General features: G+C 68.6%; 17 protein-coding genes and 2 pseudogenes. 11 read left to right on the top strand and 8 right to left on the bottom strand.

Annotated features, from left to right (window positions below; genetic code table 11):
- Positions 1-75: 75 nt before the first annotated feature.
- A complete protein-coding gene (locus ACM6LR_RS20155; protein WP_414937557.1) occupies positions 76-576 on the bottom strand; it encodes a permease-like cell division protein FtsX in 501 nt (166 codons plus the stop codon).
- Between the two features lie 147 nt (positions 577-723).
- On the opposite strand from ACM6LR_RS20155, the pseudogene ACM6LR_RS20150 reads away from it, so the two are divergent.
- Positions 724-2316: pseudogene (locus ACM6LR_RS20150) on the top strand (twin-arginine translocation signal domain-containing protein).
- Positions 2317-2477: 161 nt separating this feature from the next.
- On the opposite strand, the gene ACM6LR_RS20145 reads toward ACM6LR_RS20150, so the two are convergent.
- The 4 genes from ACM6LR_RS20145 to ACM6LR_RS20130 all read right to left on the bottom strand — a co-directional run bounded on the left by ACM6LR_RS20145 (position 2478) and on the right by ACM6LR_RS20130 (position 6925).
- Positions 2478-3302: an aldo/keto reductase gene (locus ACM6LR_RS20145; RefSeq protein WP_414937555.1), complete on the bottom strand. Its 825-nt coding sequence runs from the start codon at positions 3300-3302 to the stop codon at positions 2478-2480.
- Between the two features lie 26 nt (positions 3303-3328).
- The gene (locus ACM6LR_RS20140; protein ID WP_414944290.1) at positions 3329-4456 is read right to left on the bottom strand and encodes a sensor histidine kinase; all 1128 of its coding nucleotides are present in this window, start codon (positions 4454-4456) and stop codon (positions 3329-3331) included.
- A complete protein-coding gene (locus tag ACM6LR_RS20135) occupies positions 4453-5130 on the bottom strand; it encodes a response regulator transcription factor (protein WP_414937553.1) in 678 nt (225 codons plus the stop codon). Before ACM6LR_RS20135 ends, ACM6LR_RS20140 begins: the two co-directional genes overlap by 4 nt.
- Before the next feature lie 307 nt (positions 5131-5437).
- Positions 5438-6925 carry a PucR family transcriptional regulator gene (locus tag ACM6LR_RS20130; RefSeq protein ID WP_414944289.1) on the bottom strand — a complete coding sequence of 496 codons (1488 nt, stop codon included), beginning with the start codon at positions 6923-6925 and terminating at the stop codon, positions 5438-5440.
- 111 nt (positions 6926-7036) lie between these two features.
- On the opposite strand from ACM6LR_RS20130, the gene ACM6LR_RS20125 reads away from it, so the two are divergent.
- The 5 genes from ACM6LR_RS20125 (at position 7037) to ACM6LR_RS20105 (ending at position 14161) form a co-directional block, all read left to right on the top strand.
- A complete protein-coding gene (locus tag ACM6LR_RS20125; RefSeq protein ID WP_414937551.1) occupies positions 7037-8506 on the top strand; it encodes a sodium:solute symporter in 1470 nt (489 codons plus the stop codon).
- A 134-nt stretch (positions 8507-8640) separates the two neighbouring features.
- On the top strand, positions 8641-9594 hold the full coding sequence (speB, locus tag ACM6LR_RS20120) for an agmatinase (RefSeq protein WP_414937550.1): 954 nt from the start codon (positions 8641-8643) through the stop codon (positions 9592-9594).
- Positions 9591-11246: a thiamine pyrophosphate-binding protein gene (locus tag ACM6LR_RS20115; protein WP_414944288.1), complete on the top strand. Its 1656-nt coding sequence runs from the start codon at positions 9591-9593 to the stop codon at positions 11244-11246. The genes speB and ACM6LR_RS20115 overlap by 4 nt, the downstream gene beginning before the upstream one ends.
- Positions 11243-12649, top strand: coding sequence for an aminobutyraldehyde dehydrogenase (locus ACM6LR_RS20110; RefSeq protein ID WP_414937548.1), 1407 nt, complete (start codon positions 11243-11245; stop codon positions 12647-12649). Before ACM6LR_RS20115 ends, ACM6LR_RS20110 begins: the two co-directional genes overlap by 4 nt.
- Positions 12650-12730: 81 nt before the next feature.
- On the top strand, positions 12731-14161 hold the full coding sequence (locus tag ACM6LR_RS20105; protein ID WP_414937547.1) for a purine-cytosine permease family protein: 1431 nt from the start codon (positions 12731-12733) through the stop codon (positions 14159-14161).
- On the opposite strand, the gene ACM6LR_RS20100 is transcribed toward ACM6LR_RS20105, so the two are convergent.
- On the bottom strand, positions 14158-14331 hold the full coding sequence (locus tag ACM6LR_RS20100; RefSeq protein WP_414944287.1) for a hypothetical protein: 174 nt from the start codon (positions 14329-14331) through the stop codon (positions 14158-14160). The two genes, ACM6LR_RS20105 and ACM6LR_RS20100, sit on opposite strands and share 4 nt — an antisense overlap.
- A 223-nt stretch (positions 14332-14554) precedes the next feature.
- Positions 14555-16459, bottom strand: a complete 1905-nt coding sequence (gene dxs, locus ACM6LR_RS20095; protein ID WP_414944286.1) for a 1-deoxy-D-xylulose-5-phosphate synthase — start codon at positions 16457-16459, stop codon at positions 14555-14557.
- Positions 16460-16677: 218 nt separating this feature from the next.
- Here dxs and ACM6LR_RS20090 point away from each other — a divergent pair, with 218 nt between their 5' ends.
- From ACM6LR_RS20090 to ACM6LR_RS20070, 5 genes and pseudogenes are all read left to right on the top strand, one after another.
- Positions 16678-18165: an aldehyde dehydrogenase family protein gene (locus tag ACM6LR_RS20090; protein ID WP_414937543.1), complete on the top strand. Its 1488-nt coding sequence runs from the start codon at positions 16678-16680 to the stop codon at positions 18163-18165.
- Between the two features lie 16 nt (positions 18166-18181).
- The gene (locus ACM6LR_RS20085; RefSeq protein WP_414937542.1) at positions 18182-19693 is read left to right on the top strand and encodes an APC family permease; all 1512 of its coding nucleotides are present in this window, start codon (positions 18182-18184) and stop codon (positions 19691-19693) included.
- Entirely contained in the window at positions 19690-21243 is a 1554-nt protein-coding gene (locus tag ACM6LR_RS20080; protein ID WP_414944285.1) for a GMC family oxidoreductase, read from the top strand. The genes ACM6LR_RS20085 and ACM6LR_RS20080 overlap by 4 nt, the downstream gene beginning before the upstream one ends.
- A 230-nt stretch (positions 21244-21473) precedes the next feature.
- On the top strand, positions 21474-22016 hold the full coding sequence (locus ACM6LR_RS20075) for a DUF1062 domain-containing protein (RefSeq protein WP_414937540.1): 543 nt from the start codon (positions 21474-21476) through the stop codon (positions 22014-22016).
- A 371-nt stretch (positions 22017-22387) separates the two neighbouring features.
- Positions 22388-23640 (top strand): annotated as a pseudogene (locus ACM6LR_RS20070) (DUF222 domain-containing protein).
- A 62-nt stretch (positions 23641-23702) separates the two neighbouring features.
- Here ACM6LR_RS20070 and ACM6LR_RS20065 read toward each other — a convergent pair.
- Complete coding sequence (locus ACM6LR_RS20065; protein WP_414937538.1) at positions 23703-24068, bottom strand: hypothetical protein; 366 nt, start codon at positions 24066-24068, stop codon at positions 23703-23705.
- Positions 24069-24118 lie beyond the last annotated feature (50 nt).

Here is a 24118-nt window from a genome sequence, read left to right as displayed (position 1 = left end):
GCCGCGTTTTCGTGAAACTCTGTGCTGGTGCGGGAAAGCTCGTCTCCCCGGCCATCCCCCCGGGGAGACGAGCTGTCACCGTTCGCCGGAAGGCGGGCAGGGCGGGGGCGTGACCTTCATCCGCGCGGCGATCGGCGCGGGATCGAGCACGTCGACCTTCGTCGCCTTGGGGAAGCGCTGCCGCAAATCCGCCGCCCACGCTTCGGGGTCGGTCCCGGTGACGGGTACGAGGTGCACGACCGCCGGGAGGGCGTCCTGGCTCGTCTGCTCCAGCAGATCCGGTCGGCTCGCGAACATCTCACGGAACCGCTCGTAGGCCTGTCGCTTGGTCTCGGTCAGCACGCGACGCGCTTTCGGGTCTTCCCGGAGCTTCTCCGCCGCGGCGGTCATGTCCTGGTCGGTCTCGACGTACATGACCAGCTGGATCCCGCAGAGTTCACGTTTGCCGAGCGCGGCGGGCGTGGTGTCCCGGGGTTGCGCCACGACGGACGTCGGCGTCGCACCGACCCCGCCGAGCACCACGACGGCCGTGGTCACGGCGGCCACGACGACGAGCAAGGCGACCGCACCGAGCACCCAGAGCGATCGGCGAGACGCTCTCGGTCTGCTTCTTTCGTCTTCCACAGGGACGATCATCACACGGCGCCGTTCGTTGGCCGCTCGGACACCGCCCGTTCAGCGAAGCTCTCTAGCGTGCCGCCGGTGAACAGCGAAAAACCTGGCGTGGACCGCCGCGGCTTCCTCAAACGCGCGGGCCTCGTGTCCGCGGTGGCCGCGGGCGCGCCGCTCACCGCCACCACCCCGGCGGAAGCCCTCGATCTGGACATCGCCCTCGACATCGATGTCAGACGGCTCTTCGGCCGGGACCACTACCGGTGGCTGGTGGGCGATCACCACATCCACACGCAGTACTCCTACGACGCGATGTACACGGTGGACGGAATCGCCGACGGCGCCCGCCGCCACGGCGCCGACTGGGCGGTGATCACCGATCACGGCCACGCCACGCACGAGAAGTCGTCGGTGGAGCGGACGAACGCCGCGATCCGGGCGGCACAGCGCGAGCACCGTGATCTCCTGCTGTGGCAGGGCATGGAGTGGAACGTGCCGGGCGCCGAGCACGCGACGCTGTTCTTCCAGGCGGGCGCGAACCAGGCCGCGAAGCTGCGTGAGTTCGAGCGTGCCTTCGACTGGCGGCTGACCGGGACCGAAGCGGGTACCCCGGACAACGAGGCCTTGGCGGTCAAGGCGATCCGCTGGCTCGCCGCCGAAGAACGCGCGCGGCGGATCCACGCGCCCGTGGTGGTGATCAACCACCCGCTGCGCAACGGCCGGATCGCCCCGCACGAGATCCGCGCGCTGCGCGACGCCTCACCAGGCATCGTCATCGGCATGGAGGGCGCGCCGGGAGCGCAGGCCGACGGCTTCCCCAAACCACTCGGAAGCGGCGGTGGCGCCCGCGGCGGGTACGGCAACTCGCCTGGTTCGAACTCGTGGCCGGGCTTCCCGGAGGCGGCTTACCGCACTCACGGCGGATTCGACTGAAGCACCGCGACCGTCGGCGGGCTCTGGGATTCCCTGCTGGCCGAAGGAAAGCCGTGGTGGATCACCAGCAACTCCGACTCGCACTACAACCGCGGCGACACCCTCGTCCGGCCGGGCGTCCCGGACGGCTACTACGACGAGCACGGCGGCTACCCGGACCCGATCGACACCGGCATCCCGCAGACTCTGCCCCCGTACGCGGACTTCGCCCCCGCTGAGTTCAGCCGCACAGTCGTCGGCGTGACCCGCCGGAGCCACGAAGGTGTGCTGGAAGGCCTGCGCGCGGGACGCGTCTGGGTGGTCCACGGCGGGCTCGCGCAGGAGCTGGAGTTCGGCGCGTACAGCGGCTGGACCTCGGCGACGATGGGCGGCAGGCTGCGGGTCCGGCGCGGGTCCGACGTCACGGTCGTCGTCTCGGCGAAACTGGCGGCCCGGCCCAACGGCGGCGGCGCGATCCCCCGGCTCGCGCGGCTCGACCTCATCTCGGGACCGGTCACCGGCCCCGTCTCCGACCGCGACACCCAGTCGGCGCCGGGTACCCGCGTGGTGCGCTCCTTCGAACCGCGGTGGGCTCCGGGGCGGACGGTCGCCTTCCGGCACACCTTCCGCAACGTGCGCGAATCATTCTTCGTGCGCACGCGCGGCACGGACGGCAAAAAGCGCGTGCCCGGCGGGATCGAGCCGAGCGCGGACGTGATCGGGCAGTCGAACCCGTTCGAGGACCTCTGGCTCTACGGGAATCCAATTTTCGTGGACGTCCCTCAGGCGTAGCTCTCCCTGAGCAGGCGACTGCTCGTGCGTGCAGGAGAACTGGCAGGCGCGGGGATCGGCGAGGACATCCGCGTGCCGACCGCCTTTTCACCGGCCCCGCCGGGCCGGTGCGGAGGCGGATCTGGCGCCGGCGAACCGCAACTAGAGGACTACTTGCGGGCTCACGCGCCCAGCGTGTCCGGGTCCGGCCCCAGCCGCTTGCCCTGCTCCAGGGTGGCGATCGCGGCACCGTCGTGCGCGTCGAGCGCGAAGTCGAAGACGTCCATGTTCTCTTCGATCCGTTCGGGCGTGACGGACTTCGGGATCACCAGGTGGTTCATCTCGATGTGCCACCGCAGCACGATCTGAGCCGGCGTCTTGCCGTGTTTCCGCGCGATGGTGGTGATCTTCTCGTCGGAGAGCAGGTCCCCGCCTCGCGCCAGCGGGCCCCAGGCCTCGGTGACGATCTCGTGCTTCTCGTGGAAGTTCCGGAGCAGCGGTTGCTGCAGCCACGGGTGGCACTCGATCTGGTTCACCGCCGGGACGGTCCCGGTCTCTTCGATCAGCCGTTCCAGGTGCGGGAGCTGGAAGTTCGAGACACCGATCGCCTTCGCCCGGCCGTCGGAGGCGATCTTTTCCAGCGCCCGCCACGTTTCCACGTACTTGTCCTGCGACGGCAGTGGCCAGTGGATCAGGTACAGGTCGACGTAGGAGAGGCCGAGTTCGCTCATGCTGGTGTCGAAGGCGCGCAACGCCGAGTCGTGACCGTGCTCGGTGTTCCACAGTTTCGTGGTGACGAACAGTTCCTCGCGCGGCAGCCCGCTGGTGCGGACGGCCTCGCCGACACCGCGTTCGTTGGCGTACAGGGTCGCCGTGTCGATGGCGCGGTAGCCCGCCTCGATGGCGGTGCGGACCACGCCGGTGACCTCGTCGTCGCCGATCTTGTACACCCCGAATCCGAGCTGGGGCAGGGACGTTCCGTTGTTCAGCCGAATACTGGGGACCATCCTCGAACCGTAACCCCGGCGGCGGGTCAGGGCAGCGCGGGCAGGTGGACGGTCACCGAAAGACCGCCGCCCACAACGGGTTCCGCGGAGACCATGCCGCCGTGGGCCTGGACGGCGGCCCGCACGATGGAAAGTCCCAGCCCCGCCCCGGTGCGGGCGGTCCTGGCGACACCGGCGCGGCGGAACGGTTCGAACAGTCCGGGGACCGCGGCCGGGTCGAGCAGGCCGCCGGACGACCGCACCCGCAGCACCGACCACTGTGGACCGGCCTGGGTGACGACGTCCAGCCAGCCGCCCTCGACGTTGTGCCGCACGGCGTTCTCCAAGAGGTTGCCCGCGATACGTTCCAGCAGTGCGGGATCGCCGAACGTCGGTGCGCCGGGGGTCGCGAATTCGGTGCGGATGCCACGTTTCTCGGCGTCGGCCCGCACCGCGCGCCACGCGCTCGCGACGATCGCCGCGAGGTCGACCGGTTCCCTCGCCACCAGCCCCGCGCCGTCCGTCCGCGCGAGCAGCAACAGCGAGCCGACCAGCCGCTCCGCCCGTTCGGTCGCGTCGCGGACCACGCCCGCCATTCGCCGCAGTTCGGCTTCGTCGGCTTCCTCGTCGGCCAAGGTGACGTCGAGTTCGGTGCGGATGACCGCGAGCGGCGTCCGCAGTTCGTGGCTGGCGTTCGCGACGAAATGCCGTTGCGCGTCGAACGCGGCCTGCAGCCTGTCGAGCATGTCGTCGAAGGTCTCGGCCAGTTCGGCGAGTTCGTCCTTGGTGCGGACCTCGCCGATCCGCTCCCCCATCGATTCGATCGACAGCCGCCGTGCCGTCCCGGTGATCTCGCGCAGCGGCCGCAGGACCCGCGCGGTGAACGTCCACGCGAGGATCCCCGCCGCCAGCACGACGAAACAGAACGCGACCGCGCCGAACAGCAGCACGCGGTTCCGGGCGTACACCCGCAGATGCTCGGTGACGGCCGACGCGTCGACGTCGACGCCGTCGACCCGCACCGTGGTGCCCGGCGGCAGTTGCGGGACGGCGGAAACGGCGTCGCCGACCAGATTCCAGGTCAGCCAAAGCAACAGGAGACTGACCAGCGCCACCAGCCCGGTCGCGAGCAGTGTGACCCGCCCACGCAGGCTGCGGGCACCGGACAGGTTCACCCGCGTGCGGTCCCCTGCTCCGGCACCCGGTAGCCGGAGCCGACGACGGTTTCGATGATCCCCGGTTCGCCGAGTTTCTTCCGCAGGGTCATCACGGTGACCCGGACGGTGGTGGTGAACGGGTCGGCGTTCTCGTCCCACACGCGTTCGAGCAGTTCCTCGCTGCTGACCACCGAACCCGCGGCCGACAGCAGCACCTCCAGCACGCCGAACTCCTTGCGGGTCAGCTCGACCGGACCGCTCGCGCGACGGACGGTCCGCCTCGCCGGGTCCAGTTCGACGTCGCCCGAAGTCAGCAGCGGCGGCGCGGCCGGGGTCGCGCGGCGGCCCAGGGCCCGCACCCGCGCGACGAGTTCGGGGAAGGCGAACGGCTTGGCGAGGTAGTCGTCGGCGCCGAGCGAAAGCCCGTCCACGCGGTCCGAAACGGAACCGCTCGCGGTGAGCATGAGCACGCGCGTCAACTCGCCGGACGCGACGATCTCGCGGCACAGGTCGTCACCGGACATGCCGGGCAGGTCACGGTCGAGCAGCACGACGTCGTACCGGGTGACAGTGGCCTTTTCGTGCCCGTCGTCACCGGTGAGCGCGATGTCCACCGCCATCCCCTCGCGCCGCAGGCCGCGTGCGATCGCGTCGGCGAGGGGTTCTTCGTCTTCGACTACCAGAATTCGCACGACCCTACGTTGCCACACATTCCTGAGAGTGACCTGATTGGACTCGTGAGCGGTAAGGGCGGTTCTGTCGCGCTTGTCTGTCCGCAGGAAGTACAGGAAGGTGTGAAGGTCGAGTTTCTTCGGCTGAGCCGCGTGAAGGGGGCCTTCACGCGCCATCGTCGTCACTGGTGGGGCCACTGAGGCGACCAACCGAGTGTTCCGAGTCCGTGAAGGACTCCTTGAGGGACTCTGGGTCCCTCAAGGAGTCCTTCACGGACCGCGATCCCGACCCCACCATAGGTACCTAGGACACGGTTGGCTTTAACACTCACGAGACCCAGCGCAGGGCGAACCACAGCCGCATCCGGATCTCCGGGTCCGCCAGGTCCACCTCCAGCGCCCGTTCGATCTGCCCGATCCGGTGCCGGACGCTGTTGCGGTGCACGCCGAGTTGAGCGGCCGTCCGGTCCCAGCCGCCGTGGTGCGCGAGCCAGGTTCGCAGCGTTTCGACCAGTTCGCGGTCGCCTTTCCGGTCGAGTTCGCGCAGCGGCGCCAACGCTTGGGCGGCGAACCCCGCCGCCGCGCCCGGGGTGATCAGCGCGTCCAACCCGAGCCCCGACGCTTCCGCGACCACCGGCCGTTCCAGCGCGGCGGCCCGCCCCAGCAGCGATTCGGCTTCGGTGACGGCCTCGGGAAGGCGATCGGGCGGGACGGGCGAACTCACCACGGCGAGCCAACCGTCGGCGCGGAGCCTGTCGAGGTCTCCGATCTCCGGCGCCTCGCCGACGATCGCGTCGAACCGCGGTCCCGGCAGCAGCCGCACGAGCGGGGTGTCGAGCCGGGCGCGCAGCCAGTCGTAGCGCGCGGCGGCCTCGGTGGGGCCGCGGCGGTAGGCGATCCCGGCGACCAGACGGCGCTCGTCCGCGCCTGCCACGTCGGTCTCCCCCAGCAGCAACGCGGTGGCGGTGGCGCCGAGCCCGGCCGCGTCCGAACCCGCGCGGCTCGCCAGTCCGAGCAGCGCCGCCCCGACCGACAGGATCGCGCGGTCCGCGCCGTCGAACCGCTCGACGCGGCCGACCACGACCAGATACGACGCCGTCGCCTGTGGGTACACCGGTTGCGCGACCACGTGCGTGCCGTCGGCCAGTTCCGTCGTCGCACTGCGGATCCCGCGGCCAGCCCGCAGCGTGGCGACCAGTTCCCGGACCTCGGCCGGCCACGGTGACGGCGTGCCGTGATCGGCGGCGAGGACGTCACCGACACCGACCAGCGCCACCCATGCCCGCAACCGTGCGGCCAGCGCGCTCGTCAGCTCGCCGAGCCCGTCACCGGCCGCCCTGGTCAGCGCCTCGCGCGCGACCGCGATCCGCCGCTGTTCCCGCTGTCCCGCCTCGGCCAGCGCGACCGACACCGCCCGGCTGATCGCCAGGAACGGCGTACGCGGCTGGACGACCAGCAGGGGCAGGCCGTAACGGATGCAGGCCGCCCGCAGCGACGGCGGCAGCGTCTCGTAGGCGCCGGGGGTGAGCCCGAACCCCAGCGCGGAGATCCCGCTGCCGGCCAGCCGCCGGACGTAGCGGTCGATCTCCGGCGGCTCCACCGGCAGGTTCACCCCGGCGGTGAGCAGCAGTTCCGCACCGAGCAGGTACGGCGCGGGATCCCGCAGCTCGCTCACATGCGCCCAGCGCACCGGGGCGTCGAGCGCGCCAGGGCGCAGCGTCTCCACGACCGGGTCGAGTGCCAGTTCCGGGTTGCCGACCACGGCCCGTAACGGGACATTCACCTCTGAGTCGAGCGGATCGTGAGTTTGGGTCATTCCATCCTCATTCGCACATAACTCTGGATGGATCATCCCATGTCGTTCAAGGCGCTAACGAACCTACGGTGACCCGAACGAAGCGAACAGCCCCCAGGTAAGGAGGACACCGTGGCCGGTGACTACGCGGTGATCGCGCTCTACATAGCGGGCATGATCGGGGTCGGCTGGTTCGGTCTGCGGCTCGCCAAGACCAAGTCCGACTACCTGGTCGCCGGCCGTCGCCTCGGCTGGTTCATGTATTCGGGCACGATGTCCGCGGTCGTCCTCGGCGGCGCTTCGACGGTCGGCGGGGTGAAGCTCGGCTACACCTACGGCATCTCCGGCGCCTGGCTCGTGATCGCGATCGGCGTCGGCATCCTGGTCCTGCACACGCTGTTCGCGCGGCGGCTGGTGAAGCTGCGCGTCTACACCGTCGGCGAGATGCTCGACCTGCGTTACGGCGGCTCCACCAGCGCGTTCTCCGGCGTCGTCATGTGGGCGTACACGCTGATGCTGACCGTCACCTCGACGCTGGCGTTCGCCACCATCTTCAAGGTCCTGTTCGACGTGCCGAGCTGGGCAGGTATCGCCATCGGCGGTTCGATCGTGGTGCTCTACTCGGTACTCGGCGGCATGTGGTCGATCACGCTGACCGACATCGTCCAGTTCGTCATCAAGACCATCGGCATCCTGTTCGTCCTGCTGCCGGTCTCGATCGCCTCGGCAGGCGGCTTCGACGGGATGGCCGCGCGGCTGGACGAGAGCTACTTCGAACTCACCGCCATCGGCGGCGACACGATCTTCACCTACTTCCTCATCTACAGCTTCGGGCTGCTGATCGGGCAGGACATCTGGCAGCGCGTGTTCACCGCCCGCACCCCGGGCATCGCGACCGGCGGTGGCGTCATCTCCGGTGTCTACTGCCTGATCTACGGCCTCGCCGGCGCGCTGATCGGGACGGCGGCAAAAACCCTCTACCCGACGCTGGCCAGCGCGCAGGACGCGTTCGCCACCATCGTCGAGGAGCAACTGCCCGCCGGGATCCGCGGCCTGGTGCTCGCCGCAGCGCTGTCGGCGATGATGTCGACCGCGAGCGGCGCGCTCATCGCCTGCTCCACGGTGAGCACCTCGGACCTGCTTTCCAAGCTGGGCCTCAAGAAGGCCGTCAACGAGGTCACAAGGAACCGCGTCACCACCCTGGTCCTCGGCATCGCCGCGATCGGTATCGCCATGGTGGTGGACGACGTGGTCAACGCGCTGACCATCGCCTACGACATCCTCGTCGGCGGCCTGCTGGTCGCGATCATCGGCGGGCTGGCCTGGAAGCGCGGTACCCGCCAGGGCGCGCTCGCGTCGATGGTCGTCGGCACCGTCGTGGTCGTCACGTTCATGTTCGTCGACGGCGTCGAGGCCAACAGCCCGATCTACTGGGGACTCGGCTCCAGCCTGGCGGTGTACCTGCTGGTCAGCTTCCTCACCCCGCGGACGTCGGACGAAATCCTTACCGTCTGGACCCGCCGCCTGAACGGCAGCGCGGTCGCCGAAGAAGAAGAGGCGAAAGCGAAACTCGATGAGGCTAAGGCGACGAAGGTCCCTTGATCTTTTGAGGTCGCGCGTTTGGCCGACAGGCCCGCTATCGCGATGGCAGGGCGCCCTACCACCCAACCACCAGTTGACTGCGAAAGTCGCGTCCTGGCAGATAGCGGTCGCGCGATAAAAATCAAGGAGACACAGTGCCTGAGCAGAGCCCGATCGGCCCCGTCGACTCGTCCAAGGTGCCCCGGTTCGCCGGTTTCGCGACCTTCGCGAGGCTGCCGCGGATCGATCAGGTCGAGCACGCGGACGTCGCCGTCGTCGGGGTGCCGTTCGACGCCGGGGTGTCCTACCGCCCAGGCGCTCGGTTCGGCCCCGCCGCACTCCGTGAGGCCAGCAGGCTCCTTCGCCCGTACCACCCGGAACTCGACGTCTCCCCGTTCGCCGAAACGCAGGTGGTCGACGCCGGCGACATCGCGCTCAACCCGTTCAACATAGGCGAGGCGATCGAGACCCTGCAGGACGAGGCAGAGGCGCTGACCGCGGGCGGGACGCGGCTGGTGACCGTCGGCGGCGACCACACGATCGCACTGCCGCTGCTGCGGGCGGCGGCGAAAAGGCACGGACCGGTGGCGCTGCTGCACTTCGACGCGCACCTCGACACCTGGGACACCTACTTCGGCGAGCCGTACACCCACGGCACCCCGTTCCGGCGGGCGTCCGAGGAAGGCCTCCTCGACACCGAAGCGCTGTCCCACGTCGGCACGCGCGGCCCGCTGTACGGCAAGCGGGATCTGGAAGAGGACCGCCGCCTCGGATTCGGCATCGTCACCTCCGGCGACGTCATGCGCCGCGGGGTCGCCGAGACCGTCGACGCGCTGCGCCAGCGCATCGGCGGCCGCCCGCTCTACATCTCGGTCGACATCGACGTGCTCGACCCCGCGCACGCGCCGGGCACCGGCACCCCCGAAGCGGGCGGCATGACCAGCCGGGAACTGCTGGAAATCCTGCGCGGCCTGCGGGATTGCAACCTCATCGGAGCCGATGTGGTGGAACTGGCCCCGGCTTACGATCATGCCGAGATCACCGCCATCGCGGCCTCCCACGTCGCCTACGACCTGGTGAGCCTGCTCAGCTTGGGGAAGGGCGAATGACCAGCGCAGAACGGATAGGCGGCGACGTAGTCGTCGAAACCCTCCGCGCGCTCGGCGCCGACACCGTGTTCGGCCTGCCCGGCCAGCACGCGCTCGGCCTGTTCGAGGCGCTGCGGCGCGACTCCGGACTCCGCGTGATCGGTTCGCGGGTGGAGAACAACCTGGCGTTCGCGGCCGACGGGCACGCCCGCGCCCGGCTCGCGGCGGACCCCGACGGCCCGGTTCCGGTGACGCCGATGATCGTGTCGACCGGGCCCGGCGCGTTGCTGACCTTGGCTTCGCTGCAGGAGTCCCGGGCCGCGTCGGTGCCGGTGCTCGGCATCTCCAGCCAGATCCCGGTCGCCGGGCTCGGCGGCGGACGGCACGGTTACCTGCACGAACTGCCCGACCAGCGGGCCAGCTTCCGTGACGTGGTGAAGTCCGTGCACGTGGTGCGGACCGTCAGCCAAATCCCGACGGCGCTGCGCGAGGCCTGGGAATCCGCGTCGGCGGCGCCGTACGGCCCGGTGTGGGTCGAAATCACGCAGGACGTCCTGCTGGCGCCGACGGATCTGCCGCGGATCACCTCGGCGACCGCTAATCCGGCATCCCTCGTACCGCTGCCGGAACTGCTCACCGAAGCAGCGAATCTCCTTGGTGCGGCGAAGAAGCCAGTGATCCTCGCCGGCGGCGGCGCACTGCGCTCGGGCGCGCAGGCGGAACTGAAGGCGCTCGCGGAGGCCTTGCGTGCCCCGGTGCTGTCGACGTTCGGCGGCAAGGGCGTCTTCGGCTGGGACCACGAACTTTCCGGGCAGTCCTGGCTCGAAGACTGGCACAGCACCGAATTCCTCTCGGACGCGGATGTGCTGCTGGTGCTGGGTTCCGGACTCGGCGAGCTGTCCAGCAACTACCGCGAGTTCGCTCCGCGCGGCCGGCTGATCCAGGTCGAGGCCGATCTCGGGAAGCTGGAGTCGAACTACCCGGCGCTGGGCATCCACGCCGACGTCCGGCTCGCCCTGCAAGGACTTCTGGAGCAGGTACCGTTCCGGCAGCCGGACGGCGTTGCCGAAGCGGCTGTCTCGGACCTGCTGGCCAAGGTGCGCGAACGGCTCGACGGCCAGCCACTCGATGCCGAGCGCAGGCTGATCGACGACATCCGCGCGGCGGTCCCCGAAGGCACGCAGACGTTCTGGGACATGACGATCGCGGCCTACTGGGCCTGGTCCGCGTGGAACCCCGAAGGCGCGCCGATCCACACCGCGCAGGGCGCGGGCGGGCTCGGCTACGGCCTGCCCGGCGCGCTCGGCGGCGCGGCCGCCACCGGCGGACCGGTGCTCGCGGTGTCCGGTGACGGCGGCGCGATGTACGGCATCGCGGAACTGGCCACCGCTGTCCAGCACGAACTGGACGTCACGTGGCTCGTGATCGATGACGGCGGCTATGGCATCCTGCGCGAATACCTGACCGGTGCCTTCGGGCAGTCCACCGCAACCGAACTCACGCGACCCGATTTCGCCGCGCTGGCACGCTCTTTCGGCGTCCCGGCCACCGTGTCCTTTTTGGACACCGTGGGGAAGGATCTCGCCGACGCGCTGGGCACGCCCGGCCCGTCGGTGGTCGTCGTCCCCGCGTGTCTGAAGATGTTCGAGCCGACCCACCTGGAGAAGAAATGACTCAGGTCTTCAATTTCGTCGACGGCGCCGAGGTATCGGCGGCGGGCTCGCGAACGCTCGACCTGGTGAACCCCGCCACCGGCGAGGTCTTCGGCACCAGTGTCCTGTCCGAGGAGTCCGAGGTGGACGCCGCACTGGCGGCCGCCGAACGGGCGTTCGAGGTGTGGCGCAAGAGCACGCCCGCCCAGCGTCAACTCGCACTGCTGAAGATCGCCGACGCCGTCGAGGCCCGTGCGGAGGAGTTCGCCGAGCTCGAAATCCGCGAGACCGGTAAGATCCGGTCCGTCGTGCTGGACGAGGAGATCCCGGAGTGCGTCAGCGCTCTGCGGTTCTTCGCGGGCGCGGCGCGGCAACTCGAAGGCACCGCGTCCGGGGAATACCTGCCGGGGCACACTTCCGCGATCCGCCGCGAGCCGGTCGGCGTCTGCGCGCAGATCGCGCCGTGGAACTACCCGCTGATGATGGGTGTCTGGAAGATCGCCCCGGCGCTGGCCGCCGGGAACACGATCGTGCTGAAGCCCGCGGAGACCACGCCGTCGACGGCCGTGCTGCTGGCGAAGGTCGCGGCGGAATTCCTGCCGCGGGGCGCCTTCAACGTGCTGTGCGGTGACCGCGACACCGGCCGCGCGCTGGTGAAGCACCCGATCACCGAGATGGTGTCGATCACCGGGTCGAGCCGCGCGGGCGTCGACGTCGCCACCGTCGCGGCGGCAGACCTCAAGCGCACGCACCTGGAACTCGGCGGGAACGCGCCGCTGCTGGTGTTCGGCGACGTGAACCTCCCCGAGGCGGCGGAAGGCATCGTCGGTGCGGCGTTCTACAACGCCGGGCAGGACTGCACCGCGGGCAGCCGGGTGCTGGTGGACGCGGCGATCCACGACGAGTTCGTCGCGGAGCTGACCAAGGCCGCCGCCACACAGGCGCCCGGCCGGGACTTCGGCCCGCTCAACAGCGAGGCGCAGTTCGGCCGGGTGCGCGGCCTCGTCGAACGGCTCCCCTCCCACGCCCGCGTGGAGACCGGCGGCACCCCCGCCGGTGACCGCGGGTTCTTCTTCTCCCCCACCGTGATCTCGGGCCTGAAGCAGGACGACGAGATCGTGCGGGAGGAGATCTTCGGCCCGGTCATCACCGTCCAGTCCTTTGTGGACGAGGACGAGGCGGTGCGACTGGCCAACGGCGTCCCCTACGGGCTGGCGTCGTCGATCTGGACCAACGACCTCGGACGCGCGACCCGTGTCTCGGGCGAACTCGACTTCGGCTGCGTCTGGGTCAACACCCACGGGCCGCTGGTCGCGGAAATGCCCCACGGCGGCTTCGGTCACTCCGGCCACGGGAAAGACCTCTCGTCCTACTCCTTCGCCGAGTACACCCGCGTCAAGCACGTCATGACCCGCTTCGCCTGACCGCGTTTAGTCCTCTAGTTGCGGTAGTTGGCGGCACGAACTACCGCAACTAGAGGACTACTTGCGTATTTGGAGGTCCCCATGGGTGAGAAGATCACCGAAGTCGAGCAGCACGGCATCGCGCCGATCCCGCCGGAGGAACAGACGTCGCGGCCCCGCGACCTGTTCCGGATGGCGTTCGGCGGCGCGAACACCTTCGCCACCATCATCCTCGGGACGCTCCCGATCGCCTTCGGCCTGAGCTTCTGGGCGGCGGTGGCGGCCACCGTCGCGGGTGTGGTCGTCGGCGCGCTGGTGCTCTCGCCGATGTCGTTGTTCGGCCCGCTCACCCGGACCAACAACGCCGTCTCCTCGGGCGCGCACTTCGGCGTCGTCGGCCGTTGTGTCGGCTCCTTCCTCTCCCTGCTGACGGCGATCACGTTCTTCGCGATCTCGGTCTGGGTGAGCGGCGACGCCGTCGCCGGTGCGGCACAACGGCTTTTCGGCTTCGACGGCGGCGAGGTGCTCCGCGGCGTCGCGTATGGCGTCATCGCGATCGCCACGCTGGTGGTGTGCATCTACGGCTACCGGTTCATGCTGCTGGTGAACCGCGTCGCCGTCACCCTGGGCACCGCGATCATGCTGCTCGGGGTAGTGGCCTACGGCGGCACGTTCGACCCCGGGTTCGACGGCACCGGTACCTACGCTCTCGGGGACTTCTGGCCGACCTGGATCCTGGCCGCGCTCACCACGATGGCGAACCCGATCTCGTTCGGCGCCTTCCTCGGCGACTGGACACGCTACATCCCCGCGCGCCACAGCCGCCGTTCCCTGCTGGCCGCGCCGTTCCTGGCGCAGGTGGCGACGCTGCTGCCGTTCGGGTTCGGCATCGCCACCGCGACGCTGGTCGCGGATCCGGCCGACTACATCACCGGCCTGACCGCGATCTCCCCGCTCTGGTACGCGATCCCGCTGATCGTGGTCGCACTGATCGGCGGGCTGTCCACCGGCACGACGTCGCTCTACGGGACCGGCCTGGACTTCAGTTCGATCTTCGTGAAGCTGAGCCGGGTCCAGGCGACGTTGCTGATCGGCTCGCTCAGCGTCGTGTTCATCTTCGTCGGCAACTTCGTGCTGGACATGGTTTCGAGCATCAACGCCTTCGCCACGCTGATCGTGCTGTGCACGTCGCCGTGGATGGTGATCATGATGATCGGGTTCGTGCTGCGGCGCGGATTCTACGACCCGGACGACCTCCAGGTCTTCAACCAGGGCCGCAAGGGCGGGCGCTACTGGTTCACCCGCGGCGTGAACTGGCGCGCGATGGCCGCGTGGATCCCGGCGACGACACTGGGCTTGCTGACCGCCAACACCCCGATGATCGCCGGGCCGTTCAAGGACATCGCGGGCGGCGTGGACATCAGCATGGTGATGACGCTGTGCACGGCGGCGATCGCGTATCCGGTGCTGGTGAAACTCTTTCCCGAGCCACGGGAGGTCTACGCGTACGCGGAGCCGGCTGTCGCGGTTTAGGCAAACCGGCCCAGCCGTCGAGCGGTTCGTAAATCTCGCCGATCGACGACGACGCCCGCGACCATCGACGCGTCGTCGGTGACGTCCGTCTTGAGGATCTTGATCCCGCGTTCGGCGAGGCACCGTCTGGCGTCCTGAGCGCGTGAGTGACCGGGCACCTGTGCTGACACCAGAGTAAGGGGGTGGGCATGACCGGGACTGTCTCACCGGACTGGGTGGATTTCGGGTCATCTAACGACCCGGAATCCACCCCAGTCACCGACCGCACTCGCGAGCACGACACCGTGGCCTGGTCGACTTGGCCGTCCGCCGCCGGCATCTGGCGGGCCTAGCGCGTGTGATGAACGGGACTTTCATTGCGAAATTCGCAATGAAAGTCCCGTTCATCACACCTCAGCGGTGCGTGTCCTCCGGTGACGGCGTCCGGCTGGCCAGGTTCGCGGACCACTCGGTGACCCGCCGCGCGACGTCCTGCGCGGTGAGCCCGATGCGGGCCAGCACCTCCTCGCGCGACCCGTGGTCGTGGAACACCTGCGGCACCGCCAGATCTCGCAGCGGCACGTCGCATTCGGCGTCGCGGAACAGCGCGGCCAGCGCGGACCCGAAACCACCGTGACGGCCACTGTCTTCGACGGACACGACGAGCTTGTGCTGTTCGGCCAGCGCCACCAGCTCGGCGGGCGGCGGGACGACCCAGCGCGGGTCCACCACGGTCACGCCGATGCCCTGGTCCGCCAACCGGTCCGCGGCGGCGAGCCCGAGCATCGCGAACGCGCCCACCGCGACGAGCAGCACGTCGGCGTCACTGGACGGTTTGCGCAGTACGTCCACCACACCGACGCGTTCGACGGCGGGGACGGAGTCGATCACGCCGCCCTTGGAGAACCGCAGCGCCGTCGGCCCGTCCTCGACCGCGACGGCCTCGCGCAGCTCTTCGCGCAGCGTGCCGGCGTCGCGCGGCGCGGCGACCCGCATACCCGGCACCATGCCCAGCAGCGAGAGGTCCCACATACCGTGGTGGCTCGGCCCGTCTGGTCCGGTGATGCCGGCGCGGTCCAGCACCAGCGTCACCGGCTGGCGGTGCAGCGCGACATCCATCAGGACCTGGTCGAACGCCCGGTTCAAGAAGGTCGAGTAGACGGCGACAACGGGATGCTTGCCGCCCATCGCGAGACCGGCGGCCGAAGTGACCGCGTGCTGCTCGGCGATCCCCACGTCGTACCAGCGGTCCGGGTACGCCTCGGCGAACTTGTGGAGGCCGGTCGAGCGCAGCATGGCCGCGGTGATCGCGACGACGTCCTCGCGGTCGGCGCCGATCTTGACCAGTTCGTCGGCGAAGACGCCGGTCCAGCTCGGGCCCTTGACCGGCGGCAGGCCGGTCTCCGGGTCGATCGGATCGGTCTGGTGCATCTGGTCGGCCTGGTTGGTCACCGCGGGCTCGTAGCCGTGGCCCTTCTCGGTGACCACGTGCACGATGACCGCACCGCCGAAGTCGCGGGCGTTCTGGAACGCCTTCTCCAGTGCCGCGAGGTCGTGCCCGTCGACCGGGCCGAGGTATTTGAGGCCGAGGTCGGAGAACATCATCTGCGGGCTCAGCGCGTCCTTGATCCCCGCCTTCGCCGCGTGCAGCGCCGCGTAGATCGGCTTGCCGACGAAGGGCGTGTGCCGCAGAAGTTCCTTGCCACGGTCCAGAACGCTCTCGTAGCCCGGCTTCAACCGCAGCGACGCCAAGTGGTCCGCCACGCCGCCGATGGTCGGCGAGTACGAGCGGCCGTTGTCGTTGATGACGATGACGACCGGACGGCGCGGGTTCGCGGCGATGTTGTTGAGCGCCTCCCAGCACATGCCGCCGGTCAGCGCCCCGTCACCGACCACGGCGATCGCGTGCCTGCCACCACCGCCGAGTTCGAACGCCTTCGCCAGACCGTCCACATAGGACAACGCCGTCGACGCGTGGCTGTTCTCGACGAGATCGTGCTCGCTCTCGGCGCGCGCCGGGTAGCCGGTGAGACCGCCGAGCTGGCGCAGCTTGCCGAAGCCGTCGTGGCGACCGGTGACGATCTTGTGCACGTAGGCCTGATGACCCACGTCCCACACGATGGCATCGCTCGGCGAGTCGAAGACCCGGTGCAGGGCCATCGTCAGCTCGACGACACCCAGGTTCGGGCCGAGGTGACCACCGGCGAGCCGCACCTTCTCGACCAGGAAGTCGCGGATCTCCGCGGCCAGCTCGCCGAGCTGCTCCTGGTCCAACCGCTTCAAGTCGGCCGGTCCGTGCACGGACTCGAGCAACGTCACTCTTCCACCTCGCCTGGTTCCTCTTCCGCCGTTCCGACCAGTCTACGGAGCGCGTCTGAGAGCCTTCCGTCCACCGCGTCACGGGTCACATGTCAGAAAATCACCATTCGTCACCCGACGGTGTGAACATGGTCTCTTTTGCCAAGTAGCGGTCACGTCGGGTGGCCGCGATAATCGCTGATCGACGGTTGAGCAGGAGCCGGTTTCGGAGGGGCTTGATGGCGGATTTCTTCATCGGTGGCGAATGGGTCGACGCGGTCGGCGGTGGTCGCCGGGAAATCCGCTGCCCCGCGGACGGGTCGCTGGTCGCGGAGGTCGCCGAAGGTACCCGGGAGGACACCGAAGCGGCCATCGCCGCCGCCCGGAAGGCCTTCGACACCGGGCCATGGCCGAACACGCCGGCCCCCGAACGCGGCGACCTGCTGCTCAAGGTCGCCGACCTGCTCGACCGCGACGCCGAGGCCTTCGCTCGCGCCGAGTCGCTCGACACCGGAAAACGCCTGGTCGAGAGCAAGTACGACATGGCCGACATCGCCGCGTGCCTGCGCTACTTCGGCAAGCTCGCCGCCAACGACGCCGGCCGCGTGGTCGACACCGGCGACCCGGACGCGTTCAGCCGGATCGTGCACGAGCCGGTCGGCGTCTGCGGGCTGATCACGCCGTGGAACTACCCGCTCCTGCAGACGATCTGGAAGGTCGCCCCCGCACTCGCGGCGGGCAACACGTTCGTCCTCAAGCCCAGCGAGCTGACGCCGCACACCTGCGTCATGCTGATGAAGCTGCTGACCGAGGCCGGGCTGCCCGGCGGCGTCGCGAACCTGGTACTCGGCGCGGGCGCGCAGGCCGGGGCACCGCTGTCCGAGCATCCCGACGTCGACCTCGTGTCGTTCACCGGTGGCCTCGCGACCGGGAAGATCATCGCCGCCTCCGCCGCCGCCACCGTCAAGAAGGTCGCGCTGGAGCTGGGGGGCAAGAACCCGAACGTCGTCTTCGCCGACTCGGACTTCGACACCGCCGTCGACTACGCGCTGACCGCGGTGTTCCTGCACTCCGGACAGGTCTGCTCGGCGGGCGCGCGGCTGATCGTCCAGGAGGAGTGGCATGACAGGTTCGTCGACGAACTCGTCCGCCGTGCCGAACTGATCCGACTGGGTGGACCTTTCGACCCGAAGGCTGAAACCGGCCCACTGATCTCGGCCGCCCATTTGGAAAAGATCGAACGCTACGTCGCCGCGGCTCTGGAAGAAGGCGCTGTCCTGCGCACCGGCGGCAAACGCCCCGACGATCGCGCGCTGGCGAAGGGGCACTACTACCTGCCGACCATCCTCGACAACGTGAGGCAGGGCAGCAGCGCCGTCGTCGACGAATCGTTCGGCCCGGTGCTCACCGTCGAGACCTTCACCGACGAGGACGACGCCGTCCGCATCGCCAACGACACGCACTACGGCCTCGCGGGCGCGGTATTCACCTCCGACGCGTCGCGCGCGCAGCGGGTCGCGAACCGGCTGCGGCACGGCACGATCTGGATCAACGACTTCCACCCGTACCTGCCGCAGGCGGAATGGGGCGGATACAAGCAATCCGGTTTCGGGCGCGAGCTGGGCCCGACGGGGCTGGCCGAGTACGTGGAGACGAAGCACATCTACCAGAACCTCCGGCCCGGACCACAGCGCTGGTTCTCAGGGGAGCCGGCGGCGTCCAACTAAAAAGGGGAAAGTGCCGATGAGTACTCCTTCCGACGACGGCCTCGCCGGTTTCGGCTACAAACAGGAACTCGAAAGAACGCTCGGCAACTTCCACACCTTCGCCGCCGGGATCAGCTACATCTCGATCCTGACCGGGACCTTCCAACTGTTCTACTTCGGTTTCAGCTTCGGTGGGCCCGCCTATTGGTGGTCATGGCCGATGGTGTTCGTCGGACAGCTGATGGTCGCGTTGTCGTTCGCCGAACTGGCCGCGCACTACCCGGTGGCCGGATCGATCTACAACTGGTCGAAACGGCTCGGCAGCCCGCACGTGGCCTGGATGGCCGGGTGGATGATGCTGACCGCCTCGATCGTCAGCATCGCCGCTGTCGCGCTGGCGTATCAGATCACGCTCCCCCAGATCTCGTCGTTCTTCTCGTTCTCCGGCGACAGCGCGGTGAACGCGATCATCCTCGGCACCATCCTGATCCTGTTCACCACGCTGGTGAACGCGTGGGGCGTCAAGCTGATGGCGCGGATCAACAGCGCCGGGGTGTTCATCGAACTCATCGCCGCGGTCCTGCTGATCATCGCGCTCGCGGTGAACATCACCCGCGGCCCCGAGGTCGTCATGCAGACCAACAACACCGGCGCCGACCAGCCCTGGGGCTATTTCGGGGCCTTCCTGGTCGCTTCGCTCGCGTCGACGTATGTCATGTACGGCTTCGACACGGCCAGCTCACTCGGAGAGGAATCACACGACCCACGCAAGAACGCGCCCAAGGCGATCCTGCGCGCGCTGATCGCGTCGTTCGTCATCGGCGGGCTGATCCTGATCCTGGCGCTGATGGCCGTCGGCGACATCAACGACCCCGAGATCGCGACGGGCGGGCTGCAGTTCATCGTGCTCGACGTCCTCGGCAGCACGATCGGCACGATCTTCCTGCTGGCGGTCGTCATCGCCATCACGGTGTGCAACCTGGCCGTGCAGTCGGCGTCGATCCGGATGATGTTCGCGATGGGCCGGGACAACAACCTGCCCGCCGGGAAGCATCTGGCGCGGGTGTCGCCGAAGACGAAGACGCCAGTGATCCCCGCGATCGTCTCCGGTGTCATCGCGGTGCTGATCCTGGTGGTCAACGTCGGCCAGCCGCAGATCTTCACGGTGATCACCAGCATCGGCATCATCATGATCTACCTGGCGTACCTGCTGGTGACCATCCCGATGCTGGTCAAGCGACTTCGTGGACAGTGGCCCCCGCCGAAAGGGGAAGGCACCAAGTACTTCTCCCTCGGCAAACTGGGTCTGCCGGTCAACATCCTCGGCGTGCTGTGGGGCGGCGCGATCGTGGTGAACCTGGCGTGGCCGCGGCGCGAGGTCTACAACGCGACCGAGCCCTACCACTGGTACCTCGAATGGGGGGCCGTGCTGTTCGTCGGCGCGGTGGCGGTCATCGGTTTCGCGTACTACTGGTTCGTCCTGCGGCACAAGAGCGGTGTTCTCGCCGATCACGCCGCGGAAGCACAGCCCGAGGAGGCAGCACAGTGACCGGAGAGTTCGACTACATCGTCGTCGGCGGCGGGACGGCGGGTTCGGTGGTCGCGGCGAGACTCTCGGAGGACCCGGACGTCACCGTGGCGCTCCTGGAAGCCGGACCGTCCGATGTGGACGACCAAGCGGTACTGGAACTGACGAAGTGGATGGCGCTGCTCGAATCCGGGTACGACTGGGACTACCTGGTCGAACCGCAGGAGTCCGGAAACTCCTTCCTGCGGCACGCCCGCGCGCGAGTGCTCGGCGGCTGCTCGTCGCACAACTCGTGCATCGCGTTCTGGGCACCGGCGGAAGACCTCGACGAATGGTCGTCACTCGGCCTGCCCGGCTGGTCGGCCAAGGACATCTTCCCGCTGTACAAGCGGCTTGAGACCAACGACGGCCCCGGTGACCACCACGGCCGCTCGGGCCCGGTGACCATCCGCTCGGTGCCGCCGAACGATCCGACCGGCGTCGCCCTGCTGCGAGCGTGTGAGCAGGCGGGCATCCCGCGGACGGAATTCAACTCGGGCAAGACCGTGACGCACGGCGCGAACTGGTTCCAGATCAACGCGCGCGAAGACGGCACGAGGTCGTCGGCGTCGGTGTCCTACCTGCACCCGATCATCGGCAAGCGGCCGAATCTGGAGATCATCACCGGCGCCCGCGTCCGGCGGCTGCTGTTCGACGGCAAACGCTGCACCGGCGCGGAATACCTGGCCGACGACCTGATCCACGGCGTTCCGTTGCGCGCGCGACGCGAAGTGATCCTGTCCTCTGGCGCGATCGACACCCCGAAACTCCTGATGCTGTCGGGAATCGGCCCGGCCGCGCATCTGCGCGAGGTCGGGGTGGACGTGCTCGTGGACTCCCCCGGCGTCGGCGAAAACCTGCAGGATCACCCGGAGGGCGTCATCCAATGGGACGCGCTGCAGCCGATGACCACCGAGTCCACGCAATGGTGGGAAATCGGCATCTTCACCAGCACGGAGGAAGGCCTCGACCGGCCGGACCTGATGTTCCACTACGGTTCCGTGCCGTTCGACATGAACACCCTCCGGCAGGGTTATCCCACCACGGAGAACGGCTTCTGCCTGACCCCGAACGTCACCCGGTCGCGTTCGACCGGGACCGTGCGGCTGCGCAGCCGTGACTACCGGGACAAGCCGAAGGTGGACCCGCGCTACTTCACCGACGAGCATGACATGCGCGTGATGACCTACGGCATCAAACTGGCCCGCAAGATCGCCGAACAACCCGCGCTGGACGAATGGGCGGGCACGGAACTCGCGCCCGGCAGGGACGTCAAGACCGACGACGAGATCGCGGACTACCTGCGCAAGACGCACAACACGGTCTATCACCCCGCGTGCACCGCGAAAATGGGCGGCGGCGGGGACCCCTCTGCCGTACTGGACGCTCGGCTGCGGGTGCGCGGGGTCGAGGGCCTGCGGGTCGCCGACGGTTCGGCGATGCCGTTCCTGGTCGCGGTGAACCCGTGCATCACGACGATGGCGATCGGCGAGAAGTGCGCGGACCTGCTGAAGGAGGATGCGCGCACTTAAAGGTGCTTGAGAAGGCCCCCTGGCTTCGGCCAGGGGGCCTTCGCTTTGCCCGAAAACCAGTGGAGCGGCCCCGCCGGTGCCATTACCGTGCCGCTGAACCACGCCGCCGAGCCGAGGACCTGCCGTTGTACGCCCTGTGAGACCTCCCGAGAGCTGATTCGTTGCGCGCCGCGTCTCCGCGGTCGCGCTCCTTCTTGCTGCGGTTTTCTCACTGAAACGGGTGTATTCCTGTGCTCGAAAACTGGGTGGTCGTACCCACCTGCCTGCCACTCGTCCGCCGCCGTTGCCACGCGTGCGCGTCCGGCCGCTTCCGGGCGAGCGGCAAGTTCCGCGTCAACGCCAACCACAAGCTCATCGACGCCTGGCTCCTCGTGCTCTGCACCGCGTGCGGGGACACGGCGAAGCTCACGATCCTGGAACGAACGAAAGTGCGCTCCGTCCGGCCTGAGCTGCTGAACCGGCTGCACGACAACGATCTCGGCCTAGTCGCCGAACTGCTGCGGGATCCGGTCTTGCTACGCCGGAACCGCGTCGCCCTCGACTGGGACGGCGCTTGGCGCCTCGACACCGGTGGTTCGGTCCTCCTGGACACGCTCGACGTCTCGGTTCGCTTCGCGGCGCGGATCCCGGTCCGGCCCGTGCGGCTGATCGCCGAAGGGTGCGGCCTTACGCGGGCCGAGGTCGAGAGATTGATCGACGGGGGGAGGGTCTCTTCGGAAATTCAGTTGAACGGGAAAGTGTCGAGAGGTTTCAATTTCACGCTGAAACGCTGAGGCTGAGACCCGGGCGCCATCCTTGATGTCGCGAAAGCCACTTGCGCGACGTCTGATGTCCCGAAAGTGGCTTTCGCGACATCGGGCACTGGGCCCTGGGCCCTGGGCCCTGGGCACTGGGCACTGGGCACTGGGCACTGGGGTCGTTCGGGAAGACGGTGTTGTGAACGCCTCGTTCACAACACCTGCCCTGAGACCGACACCCGGGGCACGACACAGCTTGGGGTGCCGCAGTCGCCGCTCCCATGCCCGACCGTAAGCTTTGTGTCACCGCCGAGCTATTCGATTTCACCCTCTAGTGGTCAATGCGCAATGAGCGTTGTCGCTTAAAATTACGAACAATTGTTCGGGGATTTCGGTATCATGGAGGGGTGTCCGAGACCCTCATTCCCGAACTGCCGCAGGAGTTGTGGCGCGCCGGCAAGCTGGAGCTTGCCCACGGCGTGACGCATCTGCTGCAGGTGCTGCGGGTGGCGTCGGCCGGGCTGGGGAAATACCTGGCCGAGGTCGAAACGCGGGGCGCGGAAGACCTGTTCGGCTACGGGAGCGCGTCACGCTGGTTCGCTGACGTGGCCCGGATTTCCCACGGTGACGCGCAGGACGTGGTGAATCGGGCACTGGCGCTCAGCCCCGTCCCGGAGGCCGGTGGCACGGGAACGGTGTTCGCGCCCGCGACCGCCGCCGCGGCCGAGGACGGCGCGCTCGCCGAGCAGCACATCGACCTCATCCTCGACTTTCTCCGCAGGATCCCGTCCGACGTGCCCACGGACGAGCGCGACGGCGCGGAGAAGATCCTCGCCGACCTCGCCCGGAAAGCCGGGCCGAAAGAGATCACCGAAGCCGGCGCCGACCTGCTCGCCCATCTGGACGCGGACGGGAAGGAACCGAAGGATCCCGAACCCGACCCGCCGCGGCGTGAGGTGTTCGTCGAGCGCCGCAAAGACGGTTTCTGGAAGCTCTCCGGACTCCTCGACCCCGAGACCGGGGCCCGCACCGCGGCCGCGCTGGACGCCCACGCGGGACGACGCCCGGTCGACGAGTTCGGCCAGGCCGACCACCGGACCCTGCCCCAACGCCGCGGCGACGCCTTGGCTGACCTTCTCGACCTCGCCATCGCCTGCCCCGACCAGCCCGGCACCTCCGGCTACCGCACCCTCGTGCACGTCACCATCGGCCTCGATGAACTGAAGACCGGTATCGGGAACGCATGTTTGGACTTCGTCGGGCGGATCACCGCCCGCGAAGCCAGACTGGCCGCCTGCGACTGTCTCATGATCCCCGTGGTCCTCAGCGCCGCCGGTGAACCCCTCGACGTCGGGCGGATGAGACGATTCGTCACCCCCGGCCAACGCCGCGCCCTCAACATCCGTGACGGGGGCTGCGCGTTCCCCGCGTGTCATCGGGCGCCGAAGCACTGCCACGCCATCACATTCAGCACTGGGCAGACGGCGGCCCCACTGACCTACGCAACCTCGTGCTGCTCTGCTCGTTCCACCATCGGCTCATCCACCACGACGACTGGCAAGTCCGAATGGCACCCGATGGCATTCCGGAATTCGTGCCACCCCGATATCTGGATCCGCTACGACAACCCCGGCGCAATATCCTGCACCGCGTTACCTGACAACAGAACCGAGGAGCCCGTCGGCCACACCGGCGACGGGCTTCTCGGCATGCCCGCGGTCCTCAGGGAATCGAATCCGAAATGACAGCCGGTGTACCGCGGTCCCCGGAGATCTGGTTCAGCACCCAGACCTGCCCGAACTCGGCCAGCGCGGGCCCCGACCAGTAGGCCCCTATGCTCACGCCCTTCCATAGCGGCATCTTCGGCCCGCTCAGAGTTCCGTGGCTAACCTGAACCTGGACGGCGCCCTCGACCCAGGTGAAGACGAAATGGGCGTACATGAACATCCACGCCTGCCTGCCCAGAAGATCCCGGGTGAGCACCGGCCCGTCCGACACGTAGGGCGCCGTGTAGATGACCTGTTTCCGGCCGCTCCGGTAGCTGACCTCCTGTGTGGTGATACCGGGCGGAAGCATCGAGGGGAGCACGGGTCAGCCTTTCCCGCCGCGATCACCGAATACCAGGGCAAGAGATCTCG

This window comes from Amycolatopsis sp. cmx-11-32 (assembly GCF_047608695.1).
In the GTDB taxonomy this organism is placed as follows: domain Bacteria; phylum Actinomycetota; class Actinomycetes; order Mycobacteriales; family Pseudonocardiaceae; genus Amycolatopsis.
Note: the sequence above shows the minus strand (reverse complement) of the source record. Positions and strands in the feature narration are given on the sequence as shown.